Raw genomic sequence first — 13412 nt, forward strand, 5'->3', positions numbered from 1 at the left:
GCCTTTTGTCGTTGTCATGGTGTTGTCGCTGCCATCTCGGTGTCGCTGCCATCTCGCGCCCGCTGCGATGGTGCGCGAGTTCAGTTCGCCACGGGGTCACTCTCTGCGCTCGGCGTCGGACCGGAAACGAGGACGACGTCGACGGGAGGTTTCAGATACAGTGCCGCCACCCCGGCCGCGACGACGCAGAGCACCCCGAGGATCAGACCGATCCGCATGCCGGACTCCATGCCGAGATCGCCGGCGATCAGGGCGCCGAAGACCGCCACCGCCGTCGCGCCGCCGAATTGGCGGATCGCATTGAAGAGCGCCGTGGCGGTTCCCGAGTTCTCGTGCGACACGCTGTTCACCAGGAGGCCGATCGCGGACGGCATCGCCAGCGGCCCGGCCATGCCCGCGGGCACCATGACGATCGCCAACCACCAGGGCGGAGCGTCACTCGGCGCGAACGCGAGGAGCGCGAGTCCGACAGCCGACACGAGCATGCCCAGGATCACCGGGCTTCTCGGTCCCCACCGCTCGGCCAGCCGGACCGAGACGATGTTCGCTCCGACCGCCGTCACGGCCATCGGCATGAAGACCAGGCCCGCTTCGAACGATGACAGTCCGCGCGCCTGCTGCAGGTAGAGGCTGAACAGGAAGACCATGCCGAAGAGAGTGCCGATCGCAGCGAACCCGACGAGCGAGGTGAGGATGACGTTCCTCGACCGCAGAATCTTCCGGGGCAGCACCGGGCGCGAACCCCACTTCTGCAGCGCGACGAAGGCGATGATCGCCGCGAGACCGGCCGCCGCAGCGACGACGACAGAACCCGACGTGAAGCCGTGTACGCCGCCCTCGATGGCGACGAAAGTGGCCGCCCCCAGCGCGATGAAGATCGCCAGATGGCCGGCGGCACTGAGTTTGACGGCATTCGTGGGCGATCGCCCGACACCGATGAGCAGTACCAGAATGATGATCCCGATCGGAATGTTCATCAGGAACACCGCACGCCAGCTGACGGCGCTCATCGCTCCACCGACGATGGGTCCGGCCGCGGCGCCGATGGACCCGCCGACCGCCCAGACCCCGATCGCGCGAGCCCGCTCGGCGGGATCACGGAAACCGGTGCTGATCAGAGTGACCGACGCAGGCATCATCAAGGCGGCTCCCGCGCCCTGCAGCAGACGTGCGCCGATCAGTATCTCGATCTCTGGCGCCACGCCGCAGACGACCGAGGCCACCGTGAAGACGGCGACCCCGATCGCGTAGGCCTTCTTGGCCCCGATGCGATCGGTGACGCCGCCCGCCGCCATGAGAAGAGCCGCGAAGGCGAGGGTGTAGGCGTCGACGACCCACTGGAGACCCGTCGCACCGGCACCGAGGTCCGCCTCGATCGAGGGCAGCGAGACACCGACGATCATCACGTCCAGCGTGATGATGAACGACCCGAGCAGGCCGGTGAGGAGCACTAACCGAGTTCGCACACTGACTCCTGCGTGATCGACCTGCGTGGCATCAGTCGCCCGAGAACTGCGGACGCCGCTTGTCTCGCCAGGCCGCGACGCCCTCGGCGAAGTCCGGACTCGCGAGCATCGGATCCTGCAGCTCGCGCTCGCCGTGGAGAATTGAGGCGATGGCGTCGTTCACGTCGGCTCGCAGCGATCGTCGGGTCGTCTGCACGGCGACGGGTGACGAGGTCGCGATCTGTGTCGCCCACTCGATCGCCGTCGCCAGTTGCGCGTCCGGCTCGACGAGTCGGTCGGCGAGACCTCGCGTCACCGCCTCCTCTCCGCCGACTCGTCGTGCGCTGTAGAACATGTCGGCACTGAACTGACCGCCGACGAGGCGTGGAAGAGTGACCGACAGTCCGAAGCCGGGGCTGATGCCCAGCCGATTGAAGTTGGCGAGGAAGTACGTCTCGGGCGCGGCGACCCGGAAGTCCGCGGCCAGCGCCAGGCCCAGTCCCGCGCCGATTGCGGCTCCCTGCACCACGGCGATCATCGGCAACGGCTGCTGGAAGAGTCGAGGCACCACGTCGAACACATGCGGTGCCGTCGTGTTCTTCTCCCGGCTTCCGGTGAATTTCGCGCCGGCGCAGAAATGCCGTCCCTGCGACCGGAGAACAATCGCGCGGCTTCCCTGCGCAGCGACGCGTTCGAACGTCGACGCGAGTTCATCGACGAGATCGAAAGTCAGGTAGTTGTTGCGGCCGTGCCCGAACGTCACGACCGCCACCCGGCCGTCGTCGACCGATTGGACGTCGACGGTCACCCGATCATCCACCGGTGAGTCGCCCTCAGACATCGGCACGCTCTGGCGCCGCGCTCAGGCCGAATCGGTCCGTCCCCACGAACTGCCACGGCAGGCCGGTCAAGCGGTGGCGTCCGAGCGCCGCACTCTCCACCGTCTGGAACAGCCCGGTCCCCTGCAGGTAGGGGTCGGCGGCGAGGTCGTGCGCCGTGTAGACCACCGATGCCGCGATGCCTGCGGCCAACAGTCGCTGGTCCAGCACCGGATCGACGGCGCCGCCGAGGTCGACCAGCTCGCCGAGGACCGTGAGCTGCGGGAGTTCTCGCCCGACGATGCTCTCGAAGTCGCGGACCTCGTCCTCGGTGGACAGGCTCACCGCCATCAGTTGTGCTCCGTTGCGGAAGAAGAAGTCGCCGCCGACCTCACGCGCACGGTAGATCTCGTCCGCATCGAGATCCTTCAGATCCGCGAGCTGTGCCGCGGTGAGTTCGGCCATCGAGATGTCGACGCCGACGTGGGTGGGCCGCGAGTCGGTCAGTGCCCAGGCAAGCGTCCAGGCCGCCACACAGACGCTGGTCAGCGGATCGGCCCAGGGGGTTCCCATGTCGCCCATCTCGCCCTTGGCGTCGCGGGTCGCCGCCACCATGCCGGAGAACGCGTGGATGTTGTGTCCGTAAGCCCGGTACCCGGCGAACGGTCCGGTGCCGCCGAATCCGCTCGACGAGATCGCCAGAACCTGTGAACCCGTCCCTGCGAACACGCTGTCGGTGTCGATGCCGATGGACTTCGCACGCCTGGGCGTCACGTTCTTCATCACGACGTCGAACCCGGTGTAGTCCAGCGCGGGCTTGCCGTCGATGCGCGGCAGATCGAGGGTCGTCTTGTTGAAATTGAGCTGGTTGAAGTACGCGCTCCGGTTGAGCCCCTCGACGCCCTGCGCGAACGGACCTCGTCGACGATAGATGTCGAGACGATCCGGATCCTCGAGCTTGATCACCTGGGCGCCCATGGCGCCGAGCCACGCGGCCCCGAGCGGCACGGCGAGGACGTTCCCCGCATCCAGCACGCGCAGGTCCGACAGTGCGACAGCCGCCGACGCACTATCCGGTGCACCGTCCTCGACGGTCAGCGCGGCCGGCAGCGGCGGCGCAGTCGGACTGGTGAGATCGAGCTCGCGCCCGCCCCGACGTGTCCGTTCTTCCAGCGAAGTGAGGGTGTTGACGACGGTGCACGGCACTCCCTGCCCCTGCAGAATCTGCTCGCACTCCTCCGCGGTGCGGGTGGCCGCCCACTCGGCGAGCTGCGCGTTGACGAAGTCGGCGTTGTCCCGAGCTTCGCTGAGCGTGGCGACCTCGTCGAGCCTGGGCTGCAACGCGCCTTGGAACGCCCACCACTGGTGCTGCTCCAGGACGAGGACGTAGATGCGTCCGTCGAGGCAGTCGAAGAATCCCGACGGGGCGCCGTACCGCGCGCTTCCGCCCTCGTCCGGGCAGTCCGAGAGCGCGTGAGCCATTTCGAGGGAGAGGCCGGTGGCCACCACGGCCTGCTGCGCAGACAGGTCGACATGCAGTGGACCGCCGCCCGCCCGCCGGACGTGCAGTGCGTGGAGCGCACTGACTGCCGCGACGTAGCCGACGAGCTTGAGTCCGATCGAGCCCACCGGAACCGTCGGCGCCCATTCGTCGCCGATCCGCGAGTGTCCCAGGATTCCGCCTGCCGCCAGGAGGCTGAACTCGCTGGCGACGGCGTCGCGTCGGTCAGTGGTGAGTCCGTAGGCGCTCACCGACACCCACACGGCGGTGTTCGCCTCAGCGACGTTCCGGAGATAGTCGTCGGCGGCGGTGTCGACCCCGTTCAGACCGGTCCGCCGGGTCACTCGGTCGACGAGGACCACGTCGTACGCGCTCGCCTGCCGGGCGTCCTCACCGCGGACCACGTCGGCGCCGAGCTGTCGGAGAACCCTCGCCGCGACCGAGGCGACGGTGCTGTCGCCGATCGTCAGGACGCGGGTGCCCTTCAGCCAGTCGACGTCGTTCGGCGCCGACCGAGGCGCTTGCCGGACCTTCACATCGGATGCCAGTGTCACGGGAATCGTCCTTTCGAAGTTCGTTCCGCTTCAGCCGCGGCAATCGACCGGAGAAGGTGGTCGGACCGGGGGTTGATCACCCGTGCGAGGCGGAATAGTGTGAATCACTAGATTCAGAATAACGTACGGTCGTTCCGAATGCCATACGTTTTCTTGGATTCTCGCAGCCCACCCACTGACCGAGGCTTTCTGAAGGAGCGCGACGATGCCCGTTGAGAACCCGACCACCACACCCGATTTGATCGTCGAGGACGCCGCTGTCTACGGCGGCGTCGTCCGCGTGCTGATCCTCAACCGCCCGCGCAGCCGAAACGCGCTGGACACTGCGCTCGCGGCGACCCTGCGCGAGCAGCTCGCAGCGATCAACGACGACCACGCCGTGCGAGCCCTCGTGATCGCCGGGAACGGCGCGCACTTCTGTGCAGGCGGCGATCTCAAAGAGTTCGACTCGCATGCAACGCCGCGGGCGGCCATGCTCAACCGCGCCACCGTGGTCGCCGACGTCCTGCAATCGATCCCGGACTTGCGGGTACCCGTCGTCAGCGCCGTGCACGGCGCCGCACTCGGGGCCGGCGCCGCACTCGCCCTCGCCGCGGACATGACCGTCGTCGGCACCGACTTCTCGCTCGGGTATCCCGAGATCACCGACGGGGTAGCGCCGGCCCTGGTCATGGCACATCCGGTCCATCTGCTGGGGCGAAAGCTCGCCTTCGAGATGCTCACCACCGGTCGCCGGCTCACCGCGGCCGAAGCCCTCGATCACGGACTCGTCAACAGCGTCGTCGACAACGCCGACCTCCGCCGAACGGCTCTCGCGATCGCGACGACGTGGGCGACATCGGATGCCCAGGCACTCCAGACCACCAAGAGCCTCTTCTACCGGGTCACGGAGCTGCCCTTCGCCGCCGCAATACGCGCCGGACTCGACGTCACCGGCGCCACCTGGCAGCCGAAGGCCTGAGAGACGACTGATTCCCGGTGGGCCGTCACTCCTCGGGTCGGTCACGTCCCGCGCCTGCAAGCGCAGCGAGCGCGAGGCTCGATCGAGATCTGCGGCCGTGCGCCGCCGACTACTGTCCCATGGTGCTGAGAACTGCTTGCTCAGCGCCCTCCGACGGCAATATTCCGTCGGAGGCGCCTGAGCGTGCAGTTCTCAGCCGGGATCAGTCGGACGAGGCCTCGCCGATGACCACCGCGTCCCGCCACGGGAGGGGGCCGCGGCTCACGATCCGTCGGAGCACCGCTGGGATCACCACACGATGGCAGCGCAGACCCCCTTGATGCCGGCGGAACTCACGACGGTCTCATCAGATGGGTGCTCGCTCCGCTCGCAGGCAGCACTCGACCGACGTGGGGACGACCATCACCGGGAATCGATCATTCAGTGTCCTGCACTAGACCGCCTCGAAGACGCCCTTACCGGCGTCCTGCCGATCGAACCACTCATACGCCTCGACTGCTTGGTCCAGCGTCCAACGATGCGAGAACAGGTCTTCGACAGGCAGTTTCATCCGGTCCACGTACTCGGCGCAGCGCATCTGCTCGACAGTCGACATCGTCCACGACGTGACGATCGTCAGCTGCCGCCGCAGCGTGTCCTTGGTGTTGAAGGCGATGTCCGCGCCGATTCCGATGAAGCAGATCCGCCCCCACGGTGCAGCCACATCGAGCGCCTGCTGCGCCACCCTGGTGACGCCGGACGTCTCGAGCACCAGCTCGGGCCCGCGTCCGGCCGTCGCTGCGCGGATCGCCTCCACCGCGTCGACCTCCGCCGAGTTGACGACGACGTCGGCACCGAACGCGCGGGCCTGATCGAGCCTGCCCTGCGCGATGTCGACCGCGATCACCCGGGCGCCCAGCGACGCCGCGAACATCGTCGCCGACAGCCCCACCGGTCCTTGCCCGAACACCGCGATGGTCTTCCCCGAGATGTCCCCGAGCCGCAGCAATGCGCCCCATGCGGTGCCGGTGCCGCAGCCGATGGCGGCTCCCGCCGCATAGCTCAGCGAGTCGGGCAGCGGCATGGTCTGGATCGCGGGAATCCGCATGTACTCGGCGTGCGCACCGTGCTCGTTCAGCGTGGGAACGCGGGGCTCCGCCGTCCGACACATCTGCGGCCATCCCGTGCGGCAGTCGATGCACGTGCCGCAGCCCCAATAATGATGAATCATCACGCGGTCGCCCACCTTCGCGGTGGCGGCAGACACCCCGGCGCCCACCTGCACGATCTCTCCGCACGGCTCATGTCCCTGAACCAACAGCTCCGCCGACGGCTTCACTGCCGCCCCGCGGTACACGTGCAGATCGCTGCCGCACATTCCCGATGCCCGGATCTTGACGATCACCTCGCCCGGGCCGGGAGAAGGGACCTCGAAGTCCCGGACTTCCACACCCTTGTCTCCGGTGAAGACGATGCCTTTCATTGGCCAAACCTCCGTAGCGTCCGTCTCAGGACAGTCGATCGGCGAGTTCCGCCGAGATGCCGATGGATTTCGCTTCGACGTACGCCTCGAGACCCTCAGGACCGGCCTCTCGGCCGATGCCGCTCGCCCGAACGCCGCCGACCGGCGCCCGCCAGCCGACAGGAGCGCCGTTGACCTCTACCGCGCCTGTGTGGATCCGCAGCGCGACTCCCACCGCGCGCTCCTCATCGACGGAGAAGACCGAACCGCTGAGCCCGAAGTCCGTTCCGTTCGCGAGGGCGATCGCCTCGTCGACGTCGGTGTATCCCTGCACCGTGAGCACCGGACCGAAGATCTCCTCCTGGACGATCTGCATCGACTGCTGCACATCGGTGAAGATGGTGGGCTCCACGTACCAGCCCTTCCCGAGCTCTGCGGGCCGGCCGCCGCCGATCAGCACGGTGGCGCCGTCACGCCGTCCCGCGTCGACGTAGCCTTCCACGCGACGGCGGTGCGCCTGCGTCACCATCGGCCCGATCTGGGTCGCGGGATCCGCGGGATCGCCGACCGGCATCGACTCCACCATCGCGACCAGTCGGTCGTGCAGATCGTTCTCGCGCTCGCGCGGCACCAGAATGCGCGTCTTGTTGCTGCACGTCTGACCGCTGTTGCGCAGTGAGAGGTTGCGGACGTTCTCCACGACGAGGTCCATGTCGGCGTCGTCCAGAATGAGGGCCGCCGACTTGCCGCCGAGTTCGAGCGTGACCCGGCGCAGATCGTTGCCGCACACAGCCGCGATCCGCCGACCGGCAGCCGTCGACCCGGTGAAGCTGACCTTGTCGACGCCCGGGTGGGAGACCAGGTGTTCGCTCGCCTCGCGATCGGCAGGCACCACGTTCAGCACACCGTCCGGCAGTCCGGCTTCCTGGAAGATCTCGGCCACCAGGTACGAGCTGAGCGGAGCCTCCGGCGACGGCTTCAGAACGACGGTGCAACCGGCGAGCAGCGCCGGAACGATCTTGATCATCGTCGCCAGGACCGGCACGTTCCAGGGCACCACCGCAGCCACCACGCCGACTGGATTGCGTGTCACCAGTGCCTGTCCGATCCCCGAGCGGCGAACCGCGTTCCAGGGGAAGGACTCGGCGACGTCGACCATCGTGTCGAGGAAGATCCGCGGGTTACGCGACTGCATCGTGCGCGCAAGAGTGATCGGGCAGCCCATCTCCGCGCTGACCGTCTCCGCGATGAGCTCTTCACACTGTTGGAAGAGGTCGCTCGCTGCGCGCAGCACTGCGATCCGCCCGTCGACGCTCATCCGCGACCACGAACCGCCGTCGAACGCCGTCCTGGCCGCCGCGACGGCCCGATCCATATCCTCTGCCGAGCCCGACGGAACGGTGGCGATCACCTGTTCCGTCGTCGGTGACACCACGCTGAGCACGTCGCCCGAACTCGGATCCTCCCATTGTCCGTTGATGAACAGACTGTCGTACTTGCCTTGCCAGACCATGCCATGACCTCCTCGTGGCCGGCGGAAACAGCACGTCGTGACAGTCCACCAGCTCGTATCAAATCTATTTCGTTGGGATGTTTCGGTGTGTCAGGAGAGTTCCCGGCCGCACCGCGGCGCGGTCCCCAGCACACTCGTCGTCGGCTTCGCTCACGTGCTCGGGATGTCGATCGCGAAGTCGTCGAGGTTGTAGGCGTCGGGCTCGTTTCCGCCGCGAACGCCCGTGTTCAGCGCATTGATCGCCGCCGCGTCGTCGGGAGACAAGGAGAAGTCGAAGATGTCGAGGTTCTCCCGCATGCGCGCCGGATTCACCGACTTCACGATCGGCTGTCGCCCCGACTCGATGTGCCAGCGCAGCATGATCTGCGCCGGACTCTTGTCGTGACGGGAGGCGATCTGCGCGATCGTCGGGTCGTCCAGCGTGCTCCGTCCCACGCCGGAGTCTCGATAGAACGTGATGCCGCCGATCGGCGACCAGGCTTGGGTCGCGATGCCGCGTGCAGCATTCGCGTCGGCGACTGCCGATTGCTGAAAGTAGGCGTGATATTCGACCTGATTCACCGCGGGTACCACCTCGACCTCGGCGAGCAGTCGGTCGAGATGGTCGGCCATGAAGTTGCTGACACCGATCGCCCCGACCACACCGTCGGCGAGGAGTCGCTCCAAGGCGCGGTACGCGGCAACGGTGAGATCGAATCGTCCCGGCAGCGCCTGATGCAGCAGCATGAGATCGATCCGCTCCACGCCGAGCTTGGCTCGCGAGACCTCCACCGCGCGCATCGTGGACTCGAATCCGTAATCGCTGATCCAGACCTTGCTCTCGACGAACACGTCGTCCCGCGCAACATCGGACTGCGCGATGGCCTGCCCGACTTCACGCTCGTTCAGATAAGAAGCGGCCGTATCGATGTGTCGGTAACCGCAGGCGAGTGCCGCCGTCACCGCATCGACGGTCTGCTCCGGCGGAGCCTGAAACACCCCGAATCCAATGCCGGGCATCAGGCTGCCGTTGTTGAGGGCCCGCGTCTGCAGTCCGTCGAAACCCGCCATCATCGTCTCCTCACCGCAGCACTCATTCGTACTTGTATGTGAACGTTCATACTTTATTTCGTACAATACTAGCGCGCTCCGAGCAGGCGGACAACCACTTTCGACACCGGGAAAATGCGTTCATCAAGTGAACACTGGCAACGAGAAACCTCCGGCGATCGAGCAGATCCAGCCGTTGTCGGCTCAACTATTGCCTGTTCACCGACCTGTCCGCACACTGGTTGAACGGCTTGTCGGCGTTCACTCCTGGATGGCGTTCAGCGCAGTGTCACCCACTCCGGCACCGCCGTCATCCATTCCGGCGCACCGTTGCGCCTCGTTCGCTGAGGAGTCTCCATGACCACAGTTATCGTCGCAGGCGCCCGCACGCCAGTCGGCCGCCTCTCCGGCGCACTCTCCAGGTTCTCGGGGGCAGACCTCGGAGGCATCGCGATTCGTGCAGCTCTGTCCAAGGCCGGAGTCGACGCGGATCAGGTCGGCTACGTCATCATGGGACAGGTCCTCACCGCCGGCGCCGGACAGATCCCGGCCCGTCAGGCCGCCGTCGCCGCAGGCATCGGCATGCAGGTGCCCGCTCTGACGGTCAACAAGGTCTGCCTCTCCGGCATCGACGCCATCATGCTCGCCGATCACCTCATCACAGCGGGGGCGGCGGACATGGTTGTCGCCGGCGGCCAAGAATCGATGTCCCAGGCACCCCACCTGCTGCCCGGCTCGCGCACCGGCTTCAAATACGGCGACACGCCTCTCGTCGACCACCTTGCGCACGACGGCCTGCACGACGCATTCACCGATCAACCGATGGGCGCCCTCACCGAAGACGCCAACTCCTGCTCCCGGGAGGACCAGGACGCCTTCGCCGCCCAGTCCCACCACCGCGCAGCCGCAGCATGGGACGCCGGCATCTTCGACGACGAAGTAGTGCCGATCGAGATCGCGCTGCCCAAGGGGAAGACGCAGACGGTGACCCGCGACGAGGGCGTCCGCTCCGACACCACCGTCGAGACACTGGGGCGCCTGCGCCCCGCCTTCCGAAGCGATGGAACGATCACGGCCGGAAACGCGTCGGCGATCAACGACGGCGCAGCAGCCGTGGTCCTGACGAGCAAGGAGACCGCACAGCGGCTGGGCCTGACCTGGCTGGCCGAGATCGGCGCACACGGTGTGGTCGCCGGCCCCGACTCCACCCTGCAGCTGCAGCCGGCCAACGCGATCGCGGCCGCGTGCGCCGCGGAGGGGATCGAGCCCACCGACCTCGATCTGCTCGAGATCAATGAGGCCTTCGCCGCGGTGGGCATCGCGTCGACGCAAGCCCTCGGCGTCGACCCCGCTCGCGTCAACGTCAACGGCGGCGCCATCTCCATCGGCCATCCGCTCGGCATGTCCGGCGCGCGGATCACCCTGCACCTGGCGCGCGAACTCGCGCGCCGAGGCGGCGGCACCGGTGTCGCCGCACTGTGCGGCGGAGGCGGTCAAGGCTCCGCAGTGATCCTGCGGTCGCCGACCGGAGTCGCGTCGTGACGAAGAGCGTCGAGTACACCGCGGGGCTCGCCATCCGGCGCGAAGTAATGGGAGACGAGTTCGTCGATCGGGCACTGGCCCGGACCTCGGGCACCCACCAGGAAGCCCTGCAGGACGCGATCACCGAGCACGTCTGGAACGGCGTCTGGTCGCGCACCGGCTTGAGCCGACGCGATCGCAGCCTGCTCACCATCGCCTTTCTCACCGCCACGCGCGCACACGCCGAACTGACCGGCCATGTGCGCGGCGGACTCACCAATGGACTGACGCCGGACGAGATCACGGAGGTCATGGTGCACGCCGTCGGCTACTGCGGAGCGCCGGCCGCACTCTCCGCGATGGCGGTGGCGCAGGACGTGTTCGACTCCCAGAAGTCCAGCGACTGACGCACTGACACCCAGCGACCCGGCCACCGCCGCGCACCATCGGAGAAAAGCCGCCGACCGAAAGGTCGGCGGCTTTTCTCGTGCCGAAGTGTTGACTCGGATTCGTCGTACGTTATATCGTATGGACGTACATGATTATGAACATCGTTGAACCCGGCAGCTCCGGAGACGACCGACGGAAGGCACATGCGGTGACCGAGGCAAGCACCCAACCCAGCACCCCCCAATTCACGGAAATGCTCGCCGCAGCACTCGAGCAGGCGAACGTTCCGACGCTGCAGGCGCTGCTCGTCCAGCTGACGGGAGACGAACAGTGGATTCGCGAACCGTTCCTGTCGACACGACCGAAGGGCATCGACGACAACGACTCCGGCGGGCTTCCGGAAGACCTGCAGAAGCGTGTTCGTGACGCCGCTTACCGCGCGATCGCCGACTGGTACGAGGGCAAGACCCCTGCCGTCGAGCGGCCCGATGCCGACCTGATCATTCGCGTCATGTCGGCGACCATGGGCGAAGAGGTTCCCGCCGATTACGGTCCGTTCATGGAGTCCAAGATGGACGCATTCACCCAGCGCACGGCGTCGACCATCCAGAATCCGGTACCTGCGGGCTTCAGCGCGACGATCGTCGGGGCCGGCATGTCCGGCATCTGCGCCGCAGTGAAACTCAAAGAGGCCGGGGTTCCGTTCACGATCCTGGAGAAGGGGTCCGACGTCGGTGGCGTCTGGCGCCAGAACAGCTACCCGGGATGCGGCGTCGACACCGCCAGCCACCTGTACTCCTACTCGTTCGCCCAGGGACACTGGAGTCGCTACTTCGCCGCCAAGGACGAGATCCAGGGCTATTTCCGCCGTGTCGCCGAAGACTTCGGCATCATCGAGCACATTCGGTTCAACGCCGAGGTCGTCGACACCCGATACGACGAGACCACCCAGCGGTGGACCGCCGAGATCCGCAACCCGGACGGCTCCGACGAGCTCGTCGAATCCAACGTCCTGATCGCTGCGGTCGGTGCGTTCGGCACACCGAAGTGGCCGTCCATCGAGGGCATCAACGATTTCGACGGCACGATGATGCATACCGCCCAGTGGGACAACAGCGTCGATCTCACAGGCAAGCGCGTCGCCGTCATCGGCAACGGCGCGAGTGCGATGCAGTTGGTGCCCGCCATCGCCGAGCGGGTCGAGAGCTTGACCGTCTTCCAGCGGTCCAAGCAGTGGGCGGCGCCGTTCGCGAAACTCCACCGTCCGATCCCCACCTCTGTTCAGTTCCTGCTCGACGAGGTTCCGCTGTACGAGTGGTGGTACCGGTTGCGTCTGAGCTGGATCTTCGACAGCAAGGTGTACGAGTCGCTGAAGGTCGATCCCGCGTGGGATCACCCGGAGCGGTCGCTGAACCCGATCAACGACGGACACCGCCGATTCTTCACTCGCTACATCAAGGAACAGCTCGGCGACCGCCAGGACCTGGCCGACAAGGTGATTCCCGACTTCCCGCCGTACGGCAAGCGCATGCTGCTCGACAACGGCTGGTTCCGCACCCTCACCCGCGAGAACGTCGAACTGGTCACGACACCGATCGAGAACATCTCGTCGAGTGGCATCGTGACCGACGACGGCGCCGAGCGCGAGTTCGACATCATCGCCATGGCGAGCGGATTCGACGTGGCGCGATTCCTGGCACCGGTCCCGGTTCACGGTCGCGGCGGCGTCTCGATCCGCGAAGCGTGGGGCGACGAGGACCCGCGCGCCTACCTCGGCACCGTGACCCCCGGGTTCCCGAACTTCTTCACGCTGTACGGACCCAACACGGCGCTCGGTCACGGCGGCAGTTTCATCTTCGTCGTCGAGTGCCAGGTGAACTACGTGCTGGCCGTGCTGAATGAGATGTTCGCCAACGACGTCACCGAGGTGGAGTGCCGCACAGAGGTGTGCGCCGACTACAACGCGCTGATGGAGGACATGCACAGCCGCATGATCTGGACACATCCGGGCATGAGCAGCTACCTCCAGAACTCTCGCGGCCGCGTCGTGATGAACAGCCCGTGGCGGACCACCGACTACTGGCAGTTGACCAAGTCGGCAGATCTCGCCGATTTCGAGACCAAGCAGGCCCCTGCTCTCCTGCCCGTTTCGTAAGTCGATTCTTCGGCGGTAGTGGCTCCCGCCCGATTACGGAACACAGAGGCGCACAGCCGGCGCTCGTCGTTCTCCTCAGACGAG

Annotated in this window: 10 protein-coding genes; 4 read left to right on the forward strand and 6 right to left on the reverse strand. The window is 66.7% G+C overall.

The window, feature by feature from the left end:
• Nucleotides 1-80: 80 nt before the first annotated feature.
• The 3 genes from GH2_RS04170 to GH2_RS04180 are packed head-to-tail and all read right to left on the reverse strand — an operon-like array spanning nt 81 to nt 4318.
• Complete coding sequence (locus GH2_RS04170) at nt 81-1466, reverse strand: MFS transporter (RefSeq protein ID WP_157085998.1); 1386 nt, start codon at nt 1464-1466, stop codon at nt 81-83.
• 31 nt (nt 1467-1497) lie between these two features.
• Nucleotides 1498-2286, reverse strand: coding sequence for an enoyl-CoA hydratase/isomerase family protein (locus tag GH2_RS04175; protein WP_157085999.1), 789 nt, complete (start codon nt 2284-2286; stop codon nt 1498-1500).
• Complete coding sequence (locus GH2_RS04180; RefSeq protein ID WP_066163526.1) at nt 2279-4318, reverse strand: CoA transferase; 2040 nt, start codon at nt 4316-4318, stop codon at nt 2279-2281. The genes GH2_RS04175 and GH2_RS04180 overlap by 8 nt, the downstream gene beginning before the upstream one ends.
• 205 nt (nt 4319-4523) lie before the next feature.
• Here GH2_RS04180 and GH2_RS04185 point away from each other — a divergent pair, with 205 nt between their 5' ends.
• Complete coding sequence (locus GH2_RS04185) at nt 4524-5279, forward strand: enoyl-CoA hydratase/isomerase family protein (RefSeq protein WP_084247300.1); 756 nt, start codon at nt 4524-4526, stop codon at nt 5277-5279.
• 433 nt (nt 5280-5712) lie between these two features.
• On the opposite strand, the gene GH2_RS04190 is transcribed toward GH2_RS04185, so the two are convergent.
• The 3 genes from GH2_RS04190 to GH2_RS04200 form a co-directional block, all read right to left on the reverse strand.
• The gene (locus GH2_RS04190; RefSeq protein ID WP_066163528.1) at nt 5713-6741 is read right to left on the reverse strand and encodes a zinc-dependent alcohol dehydrogenase family protein; all 1029 of its coding nucleotides are present in this window, start codon (nt 6739-6741) and stop codon (nt 5713-5715) included.
• Nucleotides 6742-6766: 25 nt separating this feature from the next.
• Nucleotides 6767-8233, reverse strand: a complete 1467-nt coding sequence (locus tag GH2_RS04195) for an aldehyde dehydrogenase (RefSeq protein ID WP_066163529.1) — start codon at nt 8231-8233, stop codon at nt 6767-6769.
• A gap of 150 nt (nt 8234-8383) precedes the next feature.
• Nucleotides 8384-9283: an aldo/keto reductase gene (locus GH2_RS04200; RefSeq protein WP_066164251.1), complete on the reverse strand. Its 900-nt coding sequence runs from the start codon at nt 9281-9283 to the stop codon at nt 8384-8386.
• A 336-nt stretch (nt 9284-9619) separates the two neighbouring features.
• Between GH2_RS04200 and GH2_RS04205 the strand changes: the two genes are divergently transcribed.
• The 3 genes from GH2_RS04205 (at nt 9620) to GH2_RS04215 (ending at nt 13328) form a co-directional block, all read left to right on the forward strand.
• Complete coding sequence (locus GH2_RS04205; protein WP_066163532.1) at nt 9620-10804, forward strand: acetyl-CoA C-acetyltransferase; 1185 nt, start codon at nt 9620-9622, stop codon at nt 10802-10804.
• A gap of 47 nt (nt 10805-10851) precedes the next feature.
• Nucleotides 10852-11190, forward strand: coding sequence for a carboxymuconolactone decarboxylase family protein (locus GH2_RS04210; RefSeq protein ID WP_084247332.1), 339 nt, complete (start codon nt 10852-10854; stop codon nt 11188-11190).
• Between the two features lie 236 nt (nt 11191-11426).
• The gene (locus GH2_RS04215) at nt 11427-13328 is read left to right on the forward strand and encodes a flavin-containing monooxygenase (protein WP_066163540.1); all 1902 of its coding nucleotides are present in this window, start codon (nt 11427-11429) and stop codon (nt 13326-13328) included.
• The last annotated feature ends 84 nt before the right edge of the window (nt 13329-13412 follow it).

The sequence above is a fragment of the Gordonia hydrophobica NBRC 16057 genome, from assembly GCF_001592365.1.
Lineage (GTDB): Bacteria > Actinomycetota > Actinomycetes > Mycobacteriales > Mycobacteriaceae > Gordonia > Gordonia hydrophobica.

Coding starts and splice junctions, on each gene's coding strand:
- GH2_RS04175 (WP_157085999.1), bottom strand. CDS start 2,286: ATGTCTGAGGGCGACTCACCGGTGGATGATCGGGTGACCGTCGACGTC.
- GH2_RS04185 (WP_084247300.1), top strand. CDS start 4,524: ATGCCCGTTGAGAACCCGACCACCACACCCGATTTGATCGTCGAGGAC.
- GH2_RS04190 (WP_066163528.1), bottom strand. CDS start 6,741: ATGAAAGGCATCGTCTTCACCGGAGACAAGGGTGTGGAAGTCCGGGAC.
- GH2_RS04195 (WP_066163529.1), bottom strand. CDS start 8,233: ATGGTCTGGCAAGGCAAGTACGACAGTCTGTTCATCAACGGACAATGG.
- GH2_RS04200 (WP_066164251.1), bottom strand. CDS start 9,283: ATGGCGGGTTTCGACGGACTGCAGACGCGGGCCCTCAACAACGGCAGC.
- GH2_RS04205 (WP_066163532.1), top strand. CDS start 9,620: ATGACCACAGTTATCGTCGCAGGCGCCCGCACGCCAGTCGGCCGCCTC.
- GH2_RS04210 (WP_084247332.1), top strand. CDS start 10,852: ATGGGAGACGAGTTCGTCGATCGGGCACTGGCCCGGACCTCGGGCACC.
- GH2_RS04215 (WP_066163540.1), top strand. CDS start 11,427: ATGCTCGCCGCAGCACTCGAGCAGGCGAACGTTCCGACGCTGCAGGCG.